Consider the following 20,443-nt stretch of genomic DNA (forward strand, 5'->3'; position numbering starts at 1 on the left):
TTTCATTCCTCAATGCAAATCGGAATCAAGACCAAAATAAGAAGATATGCTAATAATATTGAAAATTATTGAAGTAAACAAACTTATCTGGCTATAATGGACTTGAAAGCGCATACATTCCGTTTTTGTTGGAGGGGACAGCATGAACTATGACTTAACAGCAGAGCAACTTATGATTCGTAATATGATGCGGGACTTTGCGGATGGTGAAGTAGCTCCAGAGGCAGACGAGCGAGATCGTAACAAGGAGTTCCCACTAGAGATTATGAAAAAACTAGGAAAGCTGGGGATGATGGGACTCCCATTTGAAGAAGAGTATGGTGGGGCAGGTGCGGATACTATTTCGTTTGCGATTGCAGTGGAGGAATTAAGCCGGGTATGTGCTTCTACAGGCATTACTTATTCGGCCCACATCTCACTAGGCGGTGCTCCGTTATCTCTATTTGGGACGAGGGAACAGAAAAAGGAGTTTCTTGTACCGATTTGTGAAGGGGCTTCCTTAGGAGCATTTGGATTAACAGAGCCAGGTGCAGGTTCTGATGCAGGTGGAACGATGACTAAAGGGATTCGTACCGAAAGTGGTTGGAATATTACCGGTTCAAAGTGCTTTATTACCAATGCAAGTTACGCGAAGTTTGTCTCCTTAACTGCTAAGACAGAGACGACGGGGTCTTCGAAGGAGATTACAGCGTTTATCGTACCTACAGATGCGCCTGGGTTTGAAGTGATCAGTAACTACCATAAGATGGGATTGCATAGTTCCAATACCACAGAATTGGTCTTAGATCATGTAGAGGTAGCGGAGGATGCTGTTCTTGGGAAAATAGGGGAAGGATTTAAACAATTCTTGGTAACATTAGATGGAGGAAGAATCGGTATTGGTGCTATGGCAGTTGGTATTGCTCAGGGAGCTTACGAACTGGCTCTCAAATATGCAAAAGAACGTATGCAGTTTGGAAGATCGCTTTCCAAGTTCCAAGTGATTCAACACAAGTTGGCAGATATGGCGATGGAAATCGAGTTAGCGCGGACATATGTTTATAAAGCGGCATGGCTGAAGGATCAGAATAGGAAGTATACGACAGAAGCTTCTATATGTAAATTATATGCGTCAGAGATGGCGATGCGAGTCTGTTCCCAAGCTGTTCAGATTCACGGGGGCTGGGGTTATATGCACGATTATAAAGTAGAAAGAATGTTCCGAGACTGCAAATTAGCCGAGATTGGGGAAGGAACATCCGAAATACAGCGTAACATTATCTCAAGGGAGATTGGTTGTTAGGTGTAGTTACTTTCTTATCCCTATTTATCGAGCGATCGTTCGATCAGCTATGTTTCACGCAGTCTTGATAAAAAAATAATCTATTATCATTTTTGTGATATCGCTTCCTGTATAATAAATGGAAGACGATATCATTTTTTTGATTTTATGAACAGAGGAGTAACTAATTTGAATAAACCCCCCATCCTAAAAGATTTTCCTCATTCGTTTGAGACGGAGCGATTGATTATACGTGCTCCATTACCTGGTGATGGCCCTGAAATCTATGAAGCTATGATGGAGACTTTAGATATACTACAACCTTGGATGCCATGGGCACAGCAAAATCCGACAGAAGAGGCAGTAGAAGCAAGCGTGAGAAAAGCGCACTGCGAATTTCTGGAAAGGACGGATTTTCGCTTTCACCTTTATGAAAAAGGTACAAAGATTTTCGTAGGTAGTAGCGGGTTACATCAAGTCAATTGGCAGATTCCTAAATTTGAAATTGGGTATTGGTGTAGAAAAAGTTTTATGGGAAAAGGGTACATAACAGAGTCAGTAAGGGGACTAACGGTATTTGCTTTTCAAGTTTTTCATGCAAATCGAATTGAGATTCGCTGCGAAGAGCGGAATATGAAGAGTCGAAAAGTAGCGGAGAGACTTAATTATCAGTTAGAAGGCGTTTTACGGGATGCTAGCATGGATATGCAGGGAAACCTCACAAATAAGTGTATATATAGTATGATAGCTGATGATTTCCGTAAGCTTTCATTGCGCAAAAGCGATTGAGCGGCAATGTAAACGCTTGCATAAATAGTTTTATACAATATAAACTAAAAGAGTAGTTGTAAATTTCCGATTAAAGGAGAGATTCAGATGACATCTAATGTACATAAAGACCATCTACCTATTATCGATGTTGATTATTTGGAGATTTACGCTGGAAACGCAAAGCAGACAGCCTACTTTTTTTGCCAGACTTTTGGTTTTCGCCTAGTGGCTTATAGAGGGCTTGAGACAGGAAGCCGTGATAAAGTATCGTATCTATTAGAGCAAGGAAATATTCGATTATTGATAAGTGGAGCGTACCTTCCTGAGCATGAGATTACGAAGTTTGTAAATCTACATGGTGATGGAGTGAAAGATATCGCATTTTCTGTGGAGGATGCTGAGATTGCTTTTGAAGAAGCGATTAAACGTGGAGCGCTTGCGATTCAGTCGCCCACGATTGAGGAAGATGATTTCGGAGTCGTGAAGCGTGCCATCATTGGAACCTATGGTGATGCGGTTCATTCTTTAGTGGAACGGAAACAGTATAAGGGCGTGTTTGCTCCAGGTTTTGTCGAAGCGACGATGCAGATTCCGAACAATCCGGCTGATTTAGTCGCTCTAGACCATGTAGTTGGAAATGTGGAAAGTATGGAAGAGTGGGTTTCTTACTATGAGCAGGTGCTTGGCTTTAAACAAATGATTCATTTTGATGATGATGATATCAGTACCGAGTACTCTGCACTGATGTCGAAAGTGATGACAAGTGGAACAGGTCGTATTAAGTTTCCAATTAATGAGCCTGCTAACGGGAAACGTAAGTCCCAAATTCAGGAATATTTAGATTTCTACCGTGGGGCAGGGGTGCAACATATTGCGCTCATTACCAATGATATCGTGCAAACGGTGGAAGCATTGCGCAAAAATGGCGTGGAGTTTCTCGATACACCGGGCTCCTATTATGATGAGTTAACGGAGCGAGTCGGGAAAATTGATGAGCCACTAGATGAGCTACGTCGTCTTAGTATCTTAGTAGATCGAGATGACGAGGGCTATCTATTACAAATCTTCACGAAACCTCTAGTCGACCGTCCAACTCTATTTTTTGAGATTATTCAACGTAAAGGTGCTCGTGGTTTTGGGGAAGGGAACTTTAAAGCACTATTTGAAGCGATTGAACGTGAGCAGGAGCGTCGCGGAAATTTATAAAACAAACCCATACAGACATCATAAAACAGACTCTGAGTGGTGGAGTCTGTTTTATTTATGTATAAAGTTGCCATGGATGGGTGACTCTAAGCAGAAATATGCCAAAAGTTTGAGGTGACCCATCCTTATGAAATTTACCAGTCAGAAGACCTTCTCTATTAGTATATCTGCGATTCTGGTTGTTTTTGCAATGAGTAATACTTTCCTAGAGTTTAGCTCTAGTAAAATGGAATCAAAAGAGAATGAATCCGTAGTTGATCGTCCTCATTACCAGATTGAGGCTACTTACGATGACAAAAAACAAGTAGTAAAAGGGAAAATGAAGGTGGACCTACCTGAGTCACGAACGGAACCTCAAAAAGAAGTCTATTTTCATCTATATCCCAACGTCTTTCAGGATTGGAAGTACAATAAAGAATCGAAACCTCAAAAACCTGGCTTTATTAAGTTGCAAAATGTAAAGGTAGATGGAAAAGAGGCTAAGCAAGAGATAAAGAATGAGATTATGAAAATCTCTTTACCTCAGGCATTAGGGAAAGGGAAGTCTGCACGGATTGAGATGGACTATACCTTACAGCTTCCAAAAGGAGGAACAAGGCTTAACACCTTTAAGCACACCGCCTTCCTTGCACAATGGTACCCGATTCTTTCTGTGAAAGATAAAGAAGGATGGCATAATGAACCTTATACCGCAATCGGTGATCCTTTTTATACGAACATGTCCGATTTTGACGTTACATTCCATGTCCCAGAGGGATATCAAGTAATCTCTACTGCCAAGGACACGATTACCAAGAAGGGCGGAGAGATCAAACTGACGCAACATCAAGTCCGCGACTTTGCCGCTGTCATTACAAAGGATTATCAAGTGGTTCAAGGGAAATCAGGAAATATTCAAGTGAATCTGTGGTATTTAACGGGTATGGATGATGTGAAAGATGAGTTACATAAAGCAGCAGTCGATGGAATGAAGTTTTTTGGAGAGAGATTTGGTTCGTATCCTTATGAGGAAATCGATGTGGTTCTAGGCGAAACGGGTTATGGGATTGCGGGGATGGAGTACCCGGGATTAGTTACTTCTGTGCCAAAAGCTCCGAGTCTAAAGGGAGAAGTTCCGGCTGTAAACGTAGTGGCACATGAGCTAGCGCATCAGTGGTGGTACGGCGTAGTGGGGAGTAATCAGGCAAAAGAGCCGTGGCTAGATGAGGGGTTAACTAGTTTCTCTGAATTTCTTTATATGAAAAAGAAAAAAGGGGAAAATGGGGAAGAGTGGTTGAAAAAAGTGGTGAGACGTACGAATCAGATCCACGACTCCCTGCACGTTCATAGTGCTCAGAAGCTCTATGATTATTCTGATGAAGTCTATGGATTAATGGTCTACCTTCGTCCAACGGCGATGATGTTTGATCTGATGGGGCAGATTGGCGAAGACAAAGTGATGAAAATCATGAGCACATATTATCAGAGGTTTCAATATCGGACCGCTACAACGAAAGATTTCATCCAGATTGCAAGTGAGGTATCAGGAAAGGATTTAACATCCTTCTTTGATCAGTGGTTGTACTTTAAGGGAAATGATTCAAAATCCAAAAAGTCTGCTTCGTGATGAAGCAGACTTTTTTCCGGCTAGAGAAATGTACGGCCTAGCTGACTAGCAAAGTCAGGATCGATATACATACTCCGTTCGTTATTTGCGTTTACAGAGAAATCGCCTACAGGATCTGCTCCCCCGAGGCTAACGGAGTTATTGCAAGGATTGACTTGAACCGAGTTACCCAGGTTTACGGTGCCCGTACTACTGACGGCAACAATCCTGACATTAAACAGGTTATTACATGTTGGCATGGGAATGTCTCCTTTTTAGAAACCTTTTATGTATTCATATGAACATCGCCTAGAAAAGGTACATCGATCTGATTACTTGCGTTATAATAGACCCATTCATATCAGAAACCGACGAAGTGTAATAGGAGTGACTTGGTAACGTGGAAGCGGGAAATTTACATACGAGTGAGCCAGTTCATTTATCCGAGCGACTGGCGAAAATCGCCTCATGGATCCTCCCTGATTGTAGAGTGGCGGATATTGGAGGGGATCATGGTTGGTTGTTACTATCGGTTGCGCAGAAAGGGCTTCTCGGACAAGGAATTATAGGAGAAGTGAACAAGGGGCCTTTTGAAAATGCAGCAGGGCGGATTCAAGCATACGGTTTGGGTCAACAAATCGATGTACGCTTAGGTGATGGCTTGTCTGTGTTGCGTGATGGAGAAGTGGATCAAATTGTGATTGCAGGGATGGGGGGAGCTTTGATCACCTCTATTTTAGATGCAGGGAAATCAAAGCTAGAATCTGTAAAGAGACTTGTTTTGCAACCTAATATTGGCGGACATCGGGTTAGGCAGTGGCTAGTGGCGAATCGATGGAAGCTCATTCATGAAGAGATCGTGTATGATGCGGAGATTTACTATGAGATGATAGTTGCAGAGCGGGGTGCCGAAGATGTATACGAGAATCAACCGATTCCGCGGCTTATCTTAGAACGAATTGGCCCGCTTCTATGGCGAAATCGAGATCCTCTATTGCGTGCGAAGATGCAGGAAGAGTTAGGGCAGATGCAAAAGGTTTATAAGCAATTGTCAAATGGACAATCTGGGCAAGCGATCCAGCGTCGTAGGGAATTAGAAAGAGAGATGGAAATGTGGGAGCAGGTGATGAATTGGCTATACGAGGAGCAGAATTAATCAGATGGATGGAGATGTTTGCAAATCCTAAGCTAGCTGTAGAAAATGATCGCATTGGTTTACAAGTGGGATCGATTCATGCGGAGGTGGAAGGAGTTTTAGTTACGCTCGATGTAACGGAAGAGGTGGTTGATGAGGCGATCAAACAAGGTGCCAACTGGATCATGGGTCATCATGCCATTATCTATCAACCGATGAAACAAATTCGCACAGACTCTCCAGCAGGGCGCTTATTACAAAAATGTCTAAAGCATGATATCCAAGTGTATATCGCTCATACGAATTTGGATGCAGCAGAAGAGGGAGTGAATACGGTTCTAGCAGAGAAGCTAGGATTGCAAGGATGTCGTACTTTTGTCCATCATAAACAAGATCGGCTCAAGAAATTAGTCGTATTTGTGCCGGAGTCTCATGTAGGCGAGGTGGAACATGCTTTAGGCGAAGCAGGAGCAGGCTGGATTGGGAACTATAGTCATTGTTCCTTTCAAACAACAGGAACGGGGACATTTCTTCCGCATAGTGATACGAATCCATATGTTGGGGAACAAGGTGTCTTGGAGCGAGTAGCTGAAGTTCGCTTAGAAACGATACTTCCAGAGAGTAAGCAGCAAATGATTCTGTCTGCTATGCGTAAGGCACATCCGTACGAAGAAATAGCTTACGATTTATACACTCTTGATTCGCCGGGAAACCCGATTGGCATGGGGAAGATCGGGACATTGTCTGAACGAATGACGTTACAAGCATTTATTGATTTGGTAAAAAGTGCATACCATGTCCCTCATTTGCGGTACGTAGGCGACTCTAATCGCATGATTGAAAAAGTAGCTCTGTTAGGAGGCGCAGGTTCTCGTTATATGAGAGAGGCTGTCTTGCAAGGAGCGGATGTATACCTAACCGGCGATATCGATTTTCATACTGCACAGGATGCGCTCGCAGAAGGGATTACATTGGTTGATCCAGGGCATCATATCGAATATGTTACGATGCAACGAGTAGTAGACCGATTGCAGGATGCATTTGGTAACCAAATTTCGATTCAACTTTCACAAATCGATACAAACCCATTTTCCTTCCAGTAAAGGATCAGAAAGATCTTGCATAGTGGGAAGAAATGAATGTATAATTAATATTCTCTGGAAAGTAAACAGGACAATCGCTGGTGGAGTACCGCAAGGTCCCACGGGAGGAAAGTCCGAGCTCCGTAGGGCAAGATGCCAGTTAACGGCTGGTGGGGGCAACCCTAAGGCTAGTGCCACAGAAATGTTGACCGCCGATGGAGGTGTATACCTCACAGGCAAGGATGCAACGGTGCGGTAAGAGCGCACCAGCAACATGGAGACATGTTGGCTAGGTAAACCCCATCTGGAGCAAGACCTGATAGGAAATCGACACGTAAGTGTAGCTGTTGCCCGCAGTGATTTCGGGTAGGTCGCTTGAGCCTACTAGCGATGGTAGGCCTAGATAGATGATTGTCACTCCAACAGTGGGAGATGTAACAAGCCATCGATTACCACTAGGAGAACAGAACTCGGCTTATTGTTTGCTTTCCAATTTGAGCTTGTAACTTTATAATTGAACCCCATTAATAATGGACGATTACGAAAACGGCTTAGGGATTTCCCTTAGGCCGTTTTCTCGTTATGCTTTTATCTTACTCATCTGTATATCTCACACCAGTTGAACACAATCTACTAATAGTGACTTTGGAACCAAAGGAGAATTTACAGATGATGGATTTATTAAAAGAATTGACTGAAGCACGAGGAGTTTCTGGTTACGAGCAAGAAGTTCGACACATTATGGAACGAGAGCTTCGCCAGATGAAATCGAAGGTTGAGATAAAGACCGACAATACAGGAAGTATATTTGGTGAAAAACAAGGGATTTCTGGGGGTCCTCGGATATTATTGGCTGGTCACCTAGACGAAGTCGGGTTTATGGTGTCTGAGTTCACTAGTAGTGGTTACTTGCGGTTTGCTCCGCTGGGAGGCTGGTGGAGTCAAGTTTTACTAGCACAACGCGTGCAGATTGTCACAGAAAAAAGGACTTTTACGGGTGTTATCGGATCGAAAGCGCCCCATGTATTAACACCAGAAGAGCGAAATAAAGTATATCCGATGCGTGAGATGTTTATTGATGTAGGAGCTCATAGTGACGAGCAGTTAAAAGAATGGGGGATTAAAGTGGGAGATCCCATCATTCCGATCTGTCCATTTGAGATCCTTCCTGATGACGATACGATTTTGGCGAAAGCATTAGATAATCGAATGGGATGCTATGTTGCTCTGGAAGTATTACGGCAAATGGAGAAAGAGTCCCACCCTAATACAGTATTAGCAGGCGCTACTGTTCAAGAAGAAGTAGGACTACGAGGTGCGACCACAGCTCCTTTTGCTTTGGAGCCAGATGTGGCGTTCGCCGTTGATGTAGGGATTGCTCAAGATGGTCCTGGAATGGAGAGCTTGACCAAAGCGAAAATGGGCAAAGGTCCCGTTATTACCTTTTTAGATGCTACCATGATCCCAAACATACGGCTTCGTGACCTTGTGATCGAAACAGCTGAAAAAGAGGGGATCGCATACCAAGTAGATACGATGTTAGGTGGGGGAACCGATGCGGGAAGATTTCATCTCTATAAACGTGGATTGCCCTCCTTATCCATCGGGGTCGCTTCTCGCTATATACATAGCCATGCTTCTATGGTGAGCAAGCAAGATGTACAAGATCTGATCCGTCTATTGGTTGCAGTGACAAAGCGTTTAGACACGGAGCAAGTAAAAAACGTAACAGATTATCTTTAGAGAATAAAAAGTGATTTGATCTACTAACGGGTAGTTTCAAGTCACTATTTTTCTATCGATGATTAGAAGCAGGAGTGAGGGAAATGGACTAGGTGCCATGTATCTCTCCTCCGCGATGTTAGTGAGCTCTATCTGGATATGTCTCGAGCCACTAGAAGCGATTTCATTGTTAGTGTTTACGTAGTCTCAGGAAGTGGTATCGTTATGATGAAGTGTGTACTTATAGGTAATCGAGAAAGGAGCCATTTTCTTTGACAAACACAAACAAGAATCACGAATTCCTAACTCATATCGAAAACAATGTAAAGAAATCCCCTGCTTGGACCATCGATGAACTTTTGGCAAAAGCAGGGGGAGTAGAAAATGTATATTTAGTTTATGTAGACATTATCAAAGGTTTTTGCGACATAGGTCCTCTATCAAGTGTGAGAGTTCGTGAAATGGTACAACCCGTCAAAGCACTAACGGATTCCTTATTAGAGAGAGGTCTTTTAGCATCTAATCTAATCTTTCTCCAAGATGCTCATCCGGAACAGGCAGTAGAATTTACTTCATTTGCCCCTCACTGTGTACAGGGTACCATAGAGGCGGAGATTGTAGATGAGCTTCGATCCTATCAAGATCTACCAGGTGTCCAAGTGTATTCTAAAAACGCAACAAATGGACTATTTGGAGTAAATCAGGAGGGGATCCCCTTCCATGAAGCCGTAACGAAGATCTTGGCTCGAAAGGCCAGAAGCACATTTGTGATGGTAGGAGATTGCACAGATCTTTGTATCTACCAAAATACGATGGGAATTCGACTACTTGCCAATGAGCAAAACGCTGATGTAGAAGTAATTGTACCTATATCCCACGTAAGAACGTATGATCTTCCAATTGATGTAGCCAATGAAATAGGTGCGTTTGCCCATAACGCTGACTTCTTCGACATCGTCTTCCTATACCATATGAAAGCAAATGGTATCACATTAGTCACAAATCTGTCGGAAAAGAAAGAGGAATAGGGGGTTTCTTTCCTCTGCTTAGTGGAATGCGAAATGAGTTTGTGTTATGTTATCTTTAAGTTATCTTGTATGTTATAGGAAATTGGAGTGCTTTCATGGAACAACAACTGGCTGACCTACTACAACACTATGGATACATAGGTATTTTTTTGTTTTTAGTACTTGGAATCGTGGGGCTTCCGTTGCCTGACGAAATTATGATGACATTTCTGGGTTATCTCACCACGACTGGGAAGCTAAACCTATCCCTTACATTTCTTAGCGCTTTAGCGGGATCAGCTTCTGGGATAACTATTAGTTATATACTGGGTTCAAGGTTTGGGTATCCTTTTCTAAAAAAATATGGACCTCGTATTTTTATCACCAGAAGGCGATTAATTTTTGCTCAACTTATGTTTCGGAAATATGGAAATTGGTTACTATTCGTTGGATATTTTATCCCAGGGGTCAGACATGTAACGGCATACCTCGCTGGGATTTCTGGAATGCGCTTTACTCGCTTTGCCTTATTTGCCTATACAGGTGCGATTGTCTGGTGTACTACGTTTATCGGCATGGGGCATATATTAGGGAAGAACTGGGAAGCAGCTTTTAACTATCTTCATAAATATAGTCAAGAGGCACTTTTCATCGTCATTCCGATTGCTCTTATATGGCTGATTTGGTACTTGTACCGTGTAAATCAAAGAAAATCAATACATACAAAATAGCAGATAAGCTCTGTCACAACAGGTGATGGGGCTTTTCATTGGGGGGCCATCATGTCAAAAGTACAGGTTATGTGCGATGGTACACTGTTTCAATATGAGGCGACAGAGGGGAGCAATTTCTTATTAGAAGCGATTTCGGAATCCATTCCGATCCCTTTCAAATGTACAAAAGGAAATTGTGCTAAATGTTACGTGAAAATTACCTCTGGAGGCGATCACCTGAGTGAACCGACCGAACGTGAATATCATCATATTGGTGAAGAGGGTCTGGCTGAGGGGAATCGCTTAGCGTGTCAGTGCTTTGTATATGGTGATGTAGAAGCAGTAATTGAACCACGATAAAAAAGCTCTCCGAGACTGGAGAGCTTTTTATGCGTTTACAGGTGTTTCTTTAACGGTTTTGGTATTCGCTTTTTTGGATGAATAACGTGAGATGTTTAGTAGCATTCCCATTGCAAACAGCTTAATAATGAGTGCCGATCCCCCATAGCTGATAAAGGGAAGCGGGATTCCAGTGGCTGGCAGTAAAGCCGTTACTACTCCCAGATTAAAAATCGCTTCAATTCCAATTAACGTGACGATACCTACACCAAGTAATGTACCAAATTGATCAGGTGCTCTTGCTGCAATTAAGATACCCCGAATGATTAAGGTAAGAAACAAGAGGATCATAAATAGCCCGCCAATGAACCCAAGTTCTTCTGCAATAATGGAGAAGATAAAGTCCGTATGTGCCTCCGGTAGATAATCTAGCTTTTGAATGCTATTCCCCAATCCTGCACCCAGTAGTCCTCCAGGACCAATCGCATATAGCGAGTATACAGTTTGCATTCCTTCGCTTAGTGCGTACTTGAAAGGGTCCCAAATCGCCATAATCCGATCGATTCGGTAGTCCCTTATAAATAGAACGCCTAATGCGATAGGGATAATCGTTGCGAACATCCCAAAAAGGTGTCGTACTCTAGCTCCAGAGCAAAAAATAATGGCCAAACAAGTGGTTAGAACAATCATCATTCCGCTGTAATGTGGTTGAGCTAATAATAAGCCACAGATGAGGCCGATTACGACAAGGGGAGGGAATAACGCTTTTGAAAATTGATTCATGACACTTTGTTTTTTTACCATAATAGATGCCGTGTAGATAATCATAACGATTTTCGCAATTTCGGAAGGTTGAACCGAGACAGGCCCAAATACAAGCCACCGTTGTGACCCATTAATCTCTCTAGCCAGAAAAAAGACAGAAATAAGCAAAGGTACCGTGATCAGTAGAAATTTCCCAATGTGTTTTCGATAAAAGGTGTAAGGAATATTGATGGCGATGAAGAAGGCGAGAAATCCGACCCCTGTAAACATTAATTGTTTTTGAAAAAAATAATATGAATTTTGATAGTCCACTAATCCTTTATAATAACTTGTACTAAACACCATGATGAGTCCAAAGCCTACCAACATAAAGATTACCAATATAAGCCAAAAGTCTGGCTTCCCACGCTTCATACTCACGACTCCTTTAATGAAAACTATATAGAAACGATTATACCAAAATCTTCTAGTCAAACACAAAGTTTGTCACCTGATTTGCTCATGATGTGCCCCCATCCTGTTCATACTAAGCGCAAAGGATGATAAATGGAGGAATGAAGATGGGAATGTCCCGTGTTGGTAAAGTGCTTTTACTAAGTGTTGTTTTGGTATCAAGTTCAATAGGATGTGCCGTTTACTCCCGGAAAGAGTCAAATCACTTGAACGACCCAAACTATAATCCCATAAAAGTATCAGCTCCTGAGAATAAGAATCAGGGGATGAATCCAGCTTTTCAACAGGATGAGGAAATGGAGAGGAAAATCCAGGATCTTCCTAAGGTGAAAGATGCTACGGTACTCCTGACGGGCGAAACGGCTTATGTAGGCTTACGTATGGAACAAGATTTTACTCATTTTACGATGACTCCAATGATGCGAAAGAAAGTAACGGATGTAGTGAGGCAAGCCAGACCTGAAATCCGTAGTGTGTATCTGTCGGTTCAACCTGATTTTGTGAAAACTGTAACCGATATAACGGAGCAAGCTCGCAACAACAAACCAATGAACGACTTTAATCAACAATTAAAGAATATGGTAGAGCGATTTTCACTCTCTCCTGAGTGAGGATAGACGGGAGACTAGGGCTTACGACCTAGTCTATTTTATTTCTAATTTGTTCTTATATTGAAGTTGTTGATTTGCTTGTTTTCGTTATAATAAATACTATACAAATTTGAGGGAAGTGGAGAGCGATGAAACGAATCACACCTACGGATATTATTAATAAAGATTTTAAAACAGTACTTCGGGGCTATGACGCTAAAGCGGTAGATGAATTTTTGGATATCATTGTACGTGATTATGAGGAAGTTCTACATGAAAATGAACAGTTAAAGAGAGAGCTTGCTAAGGGAGGAGGAGCCACCTCATCGAGAAGGGAGCAGGTCGCTGTTCCTGATTTATCCGAATATGATGAGATTATCAGGGAAATGTTAGCGCGTATTGATAGGCTTGAAAAAAGGGTGCTTCGTTAAAGATGGAATAATACAAAAATGAGATTTTGCCTTCGTATAGTTCCTTTTCGATGTGGACACAATATCGAAAGGGAGGAATGTACGAATGGATCATTTTGAACATAATAATCAACTAGGATCAGATACATCATCTGAGCAAGATAATAAGCCCGATCTTTCGGTACATGATGATGTCGAGATTGCACAAGAAGTAGGGATTTCACCACCAGGCTATTCGATGCGTACGGAACGTACTCGAAATGATAGGGACTCGGATGATTTTAAAGAGACCAAAGGACCGCGTACCCCAACACTTGCTAAATTAGGAATTGCTTCTATCTTGATTTCCATCCTTTCCTTTTTTATCATCCCTTTTATTTTAGCGCCGATCGGAATTGTATTAGGAGTGCTGGCTCTTCGGTACGATGATCGTTTGGGGTGGTATGGAATCGGGATTGGTGCAGTGGTTTTAGTGCTCACTACTCTCATTTTGCCTATGATGATATATAGCTAAGAGTTGTCCCATTGTGCTAGTCTTGGTGCAGTGGGATTTTTGTATTTTGTTGCAGTAGGGAGATCGGTGAAACATGGAGCAAAAGAAAATAGAACAAGCTTATATTCAGGAGTTGTATGTACAAGAAGATGACTTATTAAAATCAGTCACTACTGGCTTAGTGGAAAATGGACTACCACTTATTTCCGTACCACCAGAAGTGGGGAAGGCTATTTACCTTTTAGCTAAGATTTCCGGTGCGAAACGTGCTTTGGAGATTGGCTTACTTGGCGGATATAGTACGATTTGGTTAACGAGAGGAATGGGGATGGATGGAGAGGTAGTAAGTTTAGAGATAAAAGAAGAACATGCTAGCTTTGCCCGTCAAAACTTATCACGTGCTGGCTTGTTGGATCAGGTCTCCATCTATGTGGGAGACGCACTGTTGTCATTGGATCAGCTAATCAGTAAGAAGGAGAAATTTGACTTTATTGTAATTGATGCTGATAAAATAAATTATCCTGTCTATATTGAGAAAGTCCTGCAATTGGCTGATCCAGGGGCGATTCTCTGTTGTGATAATCTATTTTTTAATGGACGGATTTTTGATAAAAAAGATGCCCTAAATCCTGCTCCTGCAGCAGTACGAAAGGTAAATGAAATCCTGTCTTCTCATCCGCGTTTAGAGGCTATTTTATTTCCGATCGGAGATGGCCTTGGAGTAGCAAGGGTGAAAGTATAAATAAAAACAAAACCCTCACGCTTAGTTAGAGGATTTGTCTTTTTTCTTCTTTAGTTTTTGGATGTTCCTTTTTTTTTAGGAAATAATTTGAGAAGAAAGGCATCTGTCTTCTCTGCTATTTTTGGGTATTTTGTGCGGAAACGATGTAGGAGTCGCGCCGCCCAAGGGGAGGTTTGAGATAGTATGCTCAGACCTACTAAAATAAAGAGGATTCCTTGTAAAAAGGGAAGGACACAACCGATAACTCCTAATACTAAGAAGAAGTAACCTAAAATGTTTAGCCATAGTTTTTTTCGTGCTGTCATAAGAGTTAATCAGCTCCTTACCTTTTTTAGATCGCTACTAATGTTTTTAGTATATCTAAAAAAAATTAATGGGGACAACCTTTTCTTTTTGTCTATTTCACGAACATGCTTTTCTATTCCCTGCGATCGGCTAGCTAAACATAAGTGGTGCTGTTTTTAAGTATCCAGATATTAGGATATCCTTAGAAATACGCCTCCTGCAATGAATTACTTAGGCGAGCTGTGGAGGAGTTAGTTTGTTATAATGAATACAAAGTATTTTTCTTAGGTAAAACATTCAGTCTAATGAGAGAGGTGTTAAGGTTGAGTAAGTTAGAAGGGATTTTAGCCTATAATGATAAGTTTGTACGAAGGAAAGAATATATGCCTTATCAAACGGGGAAATATCCGGGGGACAAGATATTAGTTGTTACGTGTATGGATACCCGATTGTTAGAATTATTACCTAAAGCGATGAATATTCAAAATGGAGATGCGAAAGTGGTGAAGACGGCTGGTGCTCTGATTACGAGTCCATATGGATCGGTGATGAGAAGCATTTTGGTAGGCGTGAGTCTACTAGCTGTAGAAGAAGTATTTGTCATCGGTCATCATGATTGTGGCATGATTGGCTTAGAATCAGGTATGGTGTTAGAGCGGATTCAACAAATGGGGGTCAATCAAGAAGCTCTTGATTCGGTTTACGACCAAGGCGTGGAAGTGGAGAAGTGGTTGTGTGGATGTGGAGAAGTGGAAGAAGGGGTTATGCAAAGTGTAAGAATGATCCGCAACCATCCGCTGTTTCCTAGTAATATACCTGTCCATGGGCTGGTAATTGATCCAAACACAGGGAAACTCGACGAAGTCGTAAGAGGATATGAGTAGGAGGTTATTTCCTTGTCGCTATTAGAAAAAGCAACATTTGGAGCAGGATGCTTTTGGGGTGTGGAGGAAGTGTTTCGTGTGATTCCAGGAGTAAAACATACGGCAGTAGGCTATATGGGTGGTTCGACTACTTCTCCCACTTATCAAGAAGTTTGCACAGATCAAACAGGGCATGCTGAAGTGTTAGAAGTCGAATTTGACTCAAATGAGGTTTCATATAAGACTCTTTTACAAGTGTTTTGGGAAAATCATAATCCGACCACACTAAATCGCCAGGGGCCAGATGTAGGGTCTCAGTATCGGTCTGCAATCTTCTACCATTCTGAGCAACAAAAAGAATGGGCCGAAGCTTCGAAAGCGGAGCTAGACGTATCAGGCAAATGGGGAAATTCGATTGTAACGGAAATCACGCCAGCAACTGCTTTTTACCGCGCAGAGGAATATCATCAGCGGTATCTACAAAAAAGAGGGCTAGGATCCTGCCATCTCTAAAGAGTAAATCAATCTTTCATATTGCTTGCCCCCGTTTCATATACATGAAATCGAAGGGGGATAGCGATGTTAGTAGCAATTGATTGCGGTAGAAGCTTTGTAAAGGTACGAACCGAAAATCGCACGTTTATGTTTCCTAGTAAAGTGAGTGGTTGGCGAAAGCGTAACTATCGCCAAGAGCTTGAGGGTGATATAGAACTTCAGTATCAAGGCAAGAATTGGTTTGTAGGGAATCTGGCTGAACGAGAAGGGGAGTTTACTCGACAAGCCATGCAAGAAACCAAAGCAGTAGAAGAGACACTTCTTCTTGCCTTGACAGGAATCCATCTATCTGGAGCTTCGGGAACGGTTGATTTGGTAACGGGATTACCCATCAGCAACTATACGGAAAAAGAGCGGGAATCGGTTCGCAAGCTATTAGAAGGTCATCATGAGGTTACGGTTAACGGACAGACGAAGCGCTTTTATGTACAACGGGTATACACCACCATCGAAGGTGGTGGGGCCTTTTTTTCCGCACCTCGTGCTGGTTTGGTGCGGATTGTAGATGTCGGTGCGAAAACAACGAACTATGTAACATTTAAAGATAAGGTTTTTATTGATCGTGAATCTGGAACAATCCCCGTTGGCTGGGAAACGGTGCGGGAATCCAATGCAAGAGAAATGGCTGATATGATTGCAGCCCATGTCTCAAAAAGCTGGAACTCTGATGATGTGGTTTTATTAATTGGCGGTGTTGCCCTGCATCTAGAACCGTATATACAGTCTCATTTTCGATATGCTTTCGCCATGAGTGATCCACAAACAGCCAATGTCCGTGGGTACTATGAGGTAGGGAGGGCGCTGATTACATTATGAATAGTCGTCAATCAGCCTCTGCAGGCTCATCACAAAAAATGCTGACGGTTACCTTTGACATATCGGATCCATTAGAAAAAGATCTTTATATGTTTATCCATCAAAGAACGGATAACTTTAGTAATTTAGCAAAACATTTATTGTTTGCATGGCGACATGGATACCAAAAGGGAAGTGGGAACCAGTCGCCTAAGATAGCAGACCCCATTACTAAGAAAAACGAAATTCGTAATAGCGGATTGCCATTTGGCTGATGATTGGCAAGAAGATCCTATAGATAGGCATCTGCCTGTCTTTTTTATTGAGTGTTGAAACGTAAAATGTGGGATACTTTCTTTATACGAAACGAGCCTTATCGAATGGCCATGACTGTGATATGATATTTGAAGCTATTTTAAGGTAAAGGGAGTGCCCGTGTGATTTACCTCGATAACAGTGCAACCACTCCAGTTCATCCAGAAGTGTTGACGATGCTGACAGATGTCATAGAGCAATGTTATGGGAATCCTTCCTCTTTGCATAATTTAGGAGTGAAGGCAGAACGATTAGTGGAACAAGCCAGAAAAGTAGTCGCTGAGGCACTTGATGCAACCCCGCAAGAGATTTTTTTTACATCAGGTGGGACGGAAGCGAATAATATGGCGATTCGTGGCATCGTGGAACAATACCAAGGCAGGGGGAAGCATATCATTACCACGATGGTGGAGCATCCTTCGGTGTTTGAAGTGTTCATTTATCTAGAGAAACAAGGGTTTCATGTTACATATTTACCTGTAGATGAGGTAGGTCGGATTTGTCTGCATGATTTAAAAAAAGCGATGACAGATGAAACGATTTTAGTCTCAGTGATGCATGTAAATAATGAAGTGGGCACAGTGCAACCGATTGAAGAAATCGGTGTGATGTTGGAACAGTATCCAAAGGTGCTTTTCCATGTAGATGCGGTTCAATCCTATGGGAAAATTCCATTATCAGTTCGTAAAGCTAAGGTTGATGCTCTTTCATTGTCTGCTCATAAGCTCCACGGCCCCAAAGGTGTAGGGGCTTTGTACCTGAGAAAGCAAGTGATGGTCAAGCCGTTATTAATCGGTGGAGGGCAAGAGAGTGGTATGCGAAGCGGTACACAGAATGTACCTGGGATTGCTGGATTAGCAAAGGCAACCATCCTAGCAAACAAAGGGCAAGCAAGACGAATGAACCAATTTCAACAGTGGAAAGAGCGATTTATTAAAGAGATCATGGACAAGCTGGAACATGTTATGGTAAATGGGGATCAGACCCTAGCAGGTGGGGCTCCTTACATTATCAATCTATCTTTTCCGGGGATGAAGTCAGAGGTGCTGGTTCATGCCTTGGAAAATGAACATGTACTGGTTTCCAGTAAATCAGCCTGTTCTTCTAAGAATGAAAAGGCGAGTCGTGTCTTGAGTGCGATGGGGCTTTCGGATGAAGCTGCGACAAGTTCGATTCGGGTTAGTATGGGTTACCAAACAGAGGAACAAGATATAATAGATTGCGCGTACGCATTGGAACGTGTGGTTCCGAATTTACAACAAGTGATGAAGGTGCGAAGAAAATGAATGTGAATTGTATCCTGCTCCGTTATGGAGAGCTATCCTTAAAAGGGAAAAATAAAAAAGACTTCGAAGAGCGTTTGGTACGTAATATTCGCCAAAAGTTAGAGCGTTTTGACGGAATGAAGGTAAGTAAGCATTTTGGAAGACTCTTTATCGAACTGGGTGATCATCCAGCTGATCCCATTATAGAAGAATGTAAAGATATATTTGGACTCGTTGGATTTAGTCCAGCGTTGCGTGTACAAACAGATCTAACAGTGATAAAAGAAGCAGCGCTCCATTTATTGCAGAGTCAAGGAGATCATGTAAAAACGTTTAAAGTTGGATGTAAGAGAGCAGATAAACGATTCCCAATTGGATCTCAAGAGATGAATCAGTTAGTAGGCGGACACCTACTGTCTCATACAAATTCTCGTTATAAAGTGGATGTTCGCAACCCGGATCTTTTTGTACATGTTGAGGTGCGTTCTATGCAGGATACATATATATATGGGAATGATATTTCAGGGTTAGGTGGCTTGCCTGTTGGAACGAGTGGACGGGTTCTTCTCTTGCTTTCGGGAGGGATTGATAGTCCAGTTGCAGGATATCTGGCTTTAAAACGTGGTGTGGAACTTCATGCGATTCATTTCCATAGCTATCCCTTCACAAGCGAGCGAGCGAAGCAAAAAGTAATGGATTTAGCACAGCAACTTACCCGATTTGGTGGGGAAATTCGTCTGTATGTAGTTCCATTTACAGAGATACAAACCGAAATTAATAAACATTGTTATGAATCATATACGATTACGATTATGAGGCGTTTTATGTTACGGATTGCAGAAGCAGTAGCGAAGAAGAATAGCGCGCTTGCACTAGTGACGGGTGAAAGTTTGGGACAAGTTGCGAGTCAAACGCTAGAAAGTATGACTGCGATCAATGCCGTAACCAATATGCCTATTTTACGCCCTGTGATTGGATGGGACAAGACCGAAATCATTGATATCTCTAAGAAAATCGATACGTATGAGACATCTATTTTACCGTATGAAGATTGTTGTACCATTTTTACTCCGAAAGCACCGAAAACAAGGCCTGGTGTCGAAGTGTGTGAACGCCTAGAGACTAAATTGGATATAGATCAACTTGTCCAAGAGGCAGTAGAGGGTGTAGAGATCGTCGATTTCTCTCCACAAAAAGAAGAGGTCTCTTTCTTCTAGGGTGAGATATTTATTTCAGTAAGTAAACTATTTCGTGTTAAAGTGGAGAGGAACAATCTAGAAAGGGGTTGAATGATGGACGCGCAGTTTTGGCTTTCGTTTTTTAATATTATCGTTTTGGACCTTATTTTAAGTGGTGATAATGCGGTTGTGATCGGGATGGTTGCGAGAAACTTGCCTGAAGATAAGCAGAAGAAAGCAATCTTATTTGGAGCAGGTACTGCTATTGTGCTTCGTGCCACGTTAACGGCAATTGCTGCGTATGTGCTAAATGTTCCCTTCCTTATGTCGATTGGGGGATTGTTGCTACTCTGGATCGCGGTAAAGTTACTTGTAGAGGATAATGGCCAGGGAACACATGTAGAAAGTCATCAAGATCTGCGTAGTGCGATTAAGACAATTGTGATTGCAGATGTGGTGATGAGTTTAGATAATGTTTTAGCGGTTGCTGGTGTTGCTCATGGAAATGTTTATTTGGTTCTATTTGGACTAGCTCTTAGTATTCCGATTATTATGTGGGGTAGTCGATTGATTGCCAAGATCATGAACCAGTTGCCATGGCTTACGTATGTGGGGTCCGCTATTTTAGGGTATACCGCTGGTGGTCTTATTGTAGGAGATAAATTAATTGAGAAATACTTGTTGCAGGGGCTAGATACCTTAAAATTCCTTATTCCGATTGCACTAGCTGTCATCGTTGTATTAGTTGGCGTTCTATGGAAAAAGGTTATGGGAAATCATAATAGAAGAATGGTGTAATAAGAATCCACATTCAGAAAATGACAATCGACCTGAATGTGGATTCTTATTTTTTAACTTATCTACCTAAAAAAGGAGGAATTTAGGGGAAGTAAGTCGAAAAAAATCAAAAATT

General features: G+C 42.0%; 24 protein-coding genes and 1 other RNA gene. 22 read left to right on the top strand and 3 right to left on the bottom strand.

Annotated features, from left to right (window positions below; translation table 11 throughout):
• The first annotated feature begins 142 nt into the window (after nucleotides 1-142).
• The 4 genes from BLU58_RS06960 (at nucleotide 143) to BLU58_RS06975 (ending at nucleotide 4,844) form a co-directional block, all read left to right on the top strand.
• The gene (locus BLU58_RS06960) at nucleotides 143-1,282 is read left to right on the top strand and encodes an acyl-CoA dehydrogenase family protein (RefSeq protein WP_093291507.1); all 1,140 of its coding nucleotides are present in this window, start codon (nucleotides 143-145) and stop codon (nucleotides 1,280-1,282) included.
• Between the two features lie 168 nt (nucleotides 1,283-1,450).
• Entirely contained in the window at nucleotides 1,451-2,050 is a 600-nt protein-coding gene (locus tag BLU58_RS06965; RefSeq protein WP_255404640.1) for a GNAT family N-acetyltransferase, read from the top strand.
• Between the two features lie 87 nt (nucleotides 2,051-2,137).
• Complete coding sequence (gene hppD / locus BLU58_RS06970; RefSeq protein ID WP_093291509.1) at nucleotides 2,138-3,238, top strand: 4-hydroxyphenylpyruvate dioxygenase; 1,101 nt, start codon at nucleotides 2,138-2,140, stop codon at nucleotides 3,236-3,238.
• Between the two features lie 127 nt (nucleotides 3,239-3,365).
• Nucleotides 3,366-4,844 (top strand): M1 family metallopeptidase, encoded by a 1,479-nt coding sequence (locus tag BLU58_RS06975; RefSeq protein ID WP_093291510.1) that lies wholly within the window; start codon nucleotides 3,366-3,368, stop codon nucleotides 4,842-4,844.
• Between the two features lie 20 nt (nucleotides 4,845-4,864).
• On the opposite strand, the gene BLU58_RS06980 is transcribed toward BLU58_RS06975, so the two are convergent.
• The gene (locus tag BLU58_RS06980) at nucleotides 4,865-5,083 is read right to left on the bottom strand and encodes a spore germination protein (protein WP_072331985.1); all 219 of its coding nucleotides are present in this window, start codon (nucleotides 5,081-5,083) and stop codon (nucleotides 4,865-4,867) included.
• Between the two features lie 140 nt (nucleotides 5,084-5,223).
• Between BLU58_RS06980 and BLU58_RS06985 the strand changes: the two genes are divergently transcribed.
• The 7 genes from BLU58_RS06985 (at nucleotide 5,224) to BLU58_RS07015 (ending at nucleotide 10,842) form a co-directional block, all read left to right on the top strand.
• Nucleotides 5,224-5,979 (top strand): tRNA (adenine(22)-N(1))-methyltransferase, encoded by a 756-nt coding sequence (locus tag BLU58_RS06985; protein WP_093291511.1) that lies wholly within the window; start codon nucleotides 5,224-5,226, stop codon nucleotides 5,977-5,979.
• Between the two features lie 8 nt (nucleotides 5,980-5,987).
• Nucleotides 5,988-7,061: a Nif3-like dinuclear metal center hexameric protein gene (locus BLU58_RS06990; RefSeq protein WP_369813704.1), complete on the top strand. Its 1,074-nt coding sequence runs from the start codon at nucleotides 5,988-5,990 to the stop codon at nucleotides 7,059-7,061.
• A 58-nt stretch (nucleotides 7,062-7,119) separates the two neighbouring features.
• An RNA gene (rnpB, locus tag BLU58_RS06995) (RNase P RNA component class A) lies at nucleotides 7,120-7,533 on the top strand.
• A gap of 179 nt (nucleotides 7,534-7,712) precedes the next feature.
• Nucleotides 7,713-8,783, top strand: coding sequence for a M42 family metallopeptidase (locus tag BLU58_RS07000; protein WP_093291631.1), 1,071 nt, complete (start codon nucleotides 7,713-7,715; stop codon nucleotides 8,781-8,783).
• Nucleotides 8,784-9,034: 251 nt separating this feature from the next.
• Nucleotides 9,035-9,790: a cysteine hydrolase family protein gene (locus BLU58_RS07005; protein WP_093291512.1), complete on the top strand. Its 756-nt coding sequence runs from the start codon at nucleotides 9,035-9,037 to the stop codon at nucleotides 9,788-9,790.
• 95 nt (nucleotides 9,791-9,885) lie between these two features.
• Nucleotides 9,886-10,500 carry a DedA family protein gene (locus BLU58_RS07010; RefSeq protein ID WP_093291513.1) on the top strand — a complete coding sequence of 205 codons (615 nt, stop codon included), beginning with the start codon at nucleotides 9,886-9,888 and terminating at the stop codon, nucleotides 10,498-10,500.
• Nucleotides 10,501-10,551: 51 nt separating this feature from the next.
• On the top strand, nucleotides 10,552-10,842 hold the full coding sequence (locus tag BLU58_RS07015) for a 2Fe-2S iron-sulfur cluster-binding protein (protein ID WP_093291514.1): 291 nt from the start codon (nucleotides 10,552-10,554) through the stop codon (nucleotides 10,840-10,842).
• A gap of 27 nt (nucleotides 10,843-10,869) precedes the next feature.
• Here the strand turns inward: BLU58_RS07015 and ftsW are convergent, their stop codons facing one another.
• On the bottom strand, nucleotides 10,870-12,000 hold the full coding sequence (gene ftsW, locus BLU58_RS07020; RefSeq protein WP_093291515.1) for a putative lipid II flippase FtsW: 1,131 nt from the start codon (nucleotides 11,998-12,000) through the stop codon (nucleotides 10,870-10,872).
• Between the two features lie 146 nt (nucleotides 12,001-12,146).
• Between ftsW and BLU58_RS07025 the strand changes: the two genes are divergently transcribed.
• From BLU58_RS07025 to BLU58_RS07040, 4 genes are all read left to right on the top strand, one after another.
• Nucleotides 12,147-12,650: a YhcN/YlaJ family sporulation lipoprotein gene (locus BLU58_RS07025; RefSeq protein WP_176786543.1), complete on the top strand. Its 504-nt coding sequence runs from the start codon at nucleotides 12,147-12,149 to the stop codon at nucleotides 12,648-12,650.
• Nucleotides 12,651-12,778: 128 nt separating this feature from the next.
• Nucleotides 12,779-13,060, top strand: a complete 282-nt coding sequence (locus BLU58_RS07030; RefSeq protein WP_093291517.1) for a DivIVA domain-containing protein — start codon at nucleotides 12,779-12,781, stop codon at nucleotides 13,058-13,060.
• Nucleotides 13,061-13,145: 85 nt separating this feature from the next.
• Nucleotides 13,146-13,553: a DUF4190 domain-containing protein gene (locus BLU58_RS07035; protein WP_093291518.1), complete on the top strand. Its 408-nt coding sequence runs from the start codon at nucleotides 13,146-13,148 to the stop codon at nucleotides 13,551-13,553.
• Between the two features lie 73 nt (nucleotides 13,554-13,626).
• Nucleotides 13,627-14,274: an O-methyltransferase gene (locus tag BLU58_RS07040; protein ID WP_093291519.1), complete on the top strand. Its 648-nt coding sequence runs from the start codon at nucleotides 13,627-13,629 to the stop codon at nucleotides 14,272-14,274.
• A gap of 50 nt (nucleotides 14,275-14,324) precedes the next feature.
• Here BLU58_RS07040 and BLU58_RS07045 read toward each other — a convergent pair whose 3' ends face one another.
• Nucleotides 14,325-14,579, bottom strand: coding sequence for a PGPGW domain-containing protein (locus BLU58_RS07045; protein ID WP_072331959.1), 255 nt, complete (start codon nucleotides 14,577-14,579; stop codon nucleotides 14,325-14,327).
• 303 nt (nucleotides 14,580-14,882) lie between these two features.
• Between BLU58_RS07045 and BLU58_RS07050 the strand changes: the two genes are divergently transcribed.
• From BLU58_RS07050 to BLU58_RS07080, 7 genes are all read left to right on the top strand, one after another.
• On the top strand, nucleotides 14,883-15,443 hold the full coding sequence (locus BLU58_RS07050) for a beta-class carbonic anhydrase (protein WP_093291520.1): 561 nt from the start codon (nucleotides 14,883-14,885) through the stop codon (nucleotides 15,441-15,443).
• A 12-nt stretch (nucleotides 15,444-15,455) separates the two neighbouring features.
• Nucleotides 15,456-15,935 carry a peptide-methionine (S)-S-oxide reductase MsrA gene (gene msrA / locus BLU58_RS07055; protein ID WP_093291521.1) on the top strand — a complete coding sequence of 160 codons (480 nt, stop codon included), beginning with the start codon at nucleotides 15,456-15,458 and terminating at the stop codon, nucleotides 15,933-15,935.
• A gap of 66 nt (nucleotides 15,936-16,001) precedes the next feature.
• Nucleotides 16,002-16,793 carry a ParM/StbA family protein gene (locus BLU58_RS07060; RefSeq protein WP_093291522.1) on the top strand — a complete coding sequence of 264 codons (792 nt, stop codon included), beginning with the start codon at nucleotides 16,002-16,004 and terminating at the stop codon, nucleotides 16,791-16,793.
• Nucleotides 16,790-17,047: a hypothetical protein gene (locus BLU58_RS07065; RefSeq protein WP_093291523.1), complete on the top strand. Its 258-nt coding sequence runs from the start codon at nucleotides 16,790-16,792 to the stop codon at nucleotides 17,045-17,047. Before BLU58_RS07060 ends, BLU58_RS07065 begins: the two co-directional genes overlap by 4 nt.
• Before the next feature lie 162 nt (nucleotides 17,048-17,209).
• Nucleotides 17,210-18,373 carry a cysteine desulfurase family protein gene (locus tag BLU58_RS07070; protein ID WP_093291524.1) on the top strand — a complete coding sequence of 388 codons (1,164 nt, stop codon included), beginning with the start codon at nucleotides 17,210-17,212 and terminating at the stop codon, nucleotides 18,371-18,373.
• Complete coding sequence (gene thiI, locus BLU58_RS07075) at nucleotides 18,370-19,569, top strand: tRNA uracil 4-sulfurtransferase ThiI (RefSeq protein ID WP_093291525.1); 1,200 nt, start codon at nucleotides 18,370-18,372, stop codon at nucleotides 19,567-19,569. The genes BLU58_RS07070 and thiI overlap by 4 nt, the downstream gene beginning before the upstream one ends.
• Nucleotides 19,570-19,644: 75 nt before the next feature.
• Entirely contained in the window at nucleotides 19,645-20,328 is a 684-nt protein-coding gene (locus BLU58_RS07080; RefSeq protein ID WP_093291526.1) for a TerC family protein, read from the top strand.
• Nucleotides 20,329-20,443: the final 115 nt, after the last annotated feature.

The sequence above is a fragment of the Thermoactinomyces sp. DSM 45892 genome (genome assembly GCF_900107305.1).
GTDB lineage: Bacteria > Bacillota > Bacilli > Thermoactinomycetales > Thermoactinomycetaceae > Baia.

Bases quoted from the DNA above. Each gene is read 5' to 3' on its own strand.
- BLU58_RS07040 (WP_093291519.1), top strand. From the start codon at position 13,627: ATGGAGCAAAAGAAAATAGAACAAGCTTATATTCAGGAGTTGTATGTA.
- BLU58_RS07045 (WP_072331959.1), bottom strand. From the start codon at position 14,579: ATGACAGCACGAAAAAAACTATGGCTAAACATTTTAGGTTACTTCTTC.
- thiI (WP_093291525.1), top strand. From the start codon at position 18,370: ATGAATGTGAATTGTATCCTGCTCCGTTATGGAGAGCTATCCTTAAAA.
- BLU58_RS07035 (WP_093291518.1), top strand. From the start codon at position 13,146: ATGGATCATTTTGAACATAATAATCAACTAGGATCAGATACATCATCT.
- BLU58_RS07010 (WP_093291513.1), top strand. From the start codon at position 9,886: ATGGAACAACAACTGGCTGACCTACTACAACACTATGGATACATAGGT.
- BLU58_RS07060 (WP_093291522.1), top strand. From the start codon at position 16,002: ATGTTAGTAGCAATTGATTGCGGTAGAAGCTTTGTAAAGGTACGAACC.
- BLU58_RS07080 (WP_093291526.1), top strand. From the start codon at position 19,645: ATGGACGCGCAGTTTTGGCTTTCGTTTTTTAATATTATCGTTTTGGAC.
- BLU58_RS06990 (WP_369813704.1), top strand. From the start codon at position 5,988: ATGGAGATGTTTGCAAATCCTAAGCTAGCTGTAGAAAATGATCGCATT.
- BLU58_RS07025 (WP_176786543.1), top strand. From the start codon at position 12,147: ATGGGAATGTCCCGTGTTGGTAAAGTGCTTTTACTAAGTGTTGTTTTG.
- BLU58_RS06980 (WP_072331985.1), bottom strand. From the start codon at position 5,083: ATGCCAACATGTAATAACCTGTTTAATGTCAGGATTGTTGCCGTCAGT.
- ftsW (WP_093291515.1), bottom strand. From the start codon at position 12,000: ATGAAGCGTGGGAAGCCAGACTTTTGGCTTATATTGGTAATCTTTATG.
- hppD (WP_093291509.1), top strand. From the start codon at position 2,138: ATGACATCTAATGTACATAAAGACCATCTACCTATTATCGATGTTGAT.
- BLU58_RS07065 (WP_093291523.1), top strand. From the start codon at position 16,790: ATGAATAGTCGTCAATCAGCCTCTGCAGGCTCATCACAAAAAATGCTG.
- BLU58_RS07000 (WP_093291631.1), top strand. From the start codon at position 7,713: ATGGATTTATTAAAAGAATTGACTGAAGCACGAGGAGTTTCTGGTTAC.
- BLU58_RS07030 (WP_093291517.1), top strand. From the start codon at position 12,779: ATGAAACGAATCACACCTACGGATATTATTAATAAAGATTTTAAAACA.
- BLU58_RS06975 (WP_093291510.1), top strand. From the start codon at position 3,366: ATGAAATTTACCAGTCAGAAGACCTTCTCTATTAGTATATCTGCGATT.
- BLU58_RS07015 (WP_093291514.1), top strand. From the start codon at position 10,552: ATGTCAAAAGTACAGGTTATGTGCGATGGTACACTGTTTCAATATGAG.
- BLU58_RS06960 (WP_093291507.1), top strand. From the start codon at position 143: ATGAACTATGACTTAACAGCAGAGCAACTTATGATTCGTAATATGATG.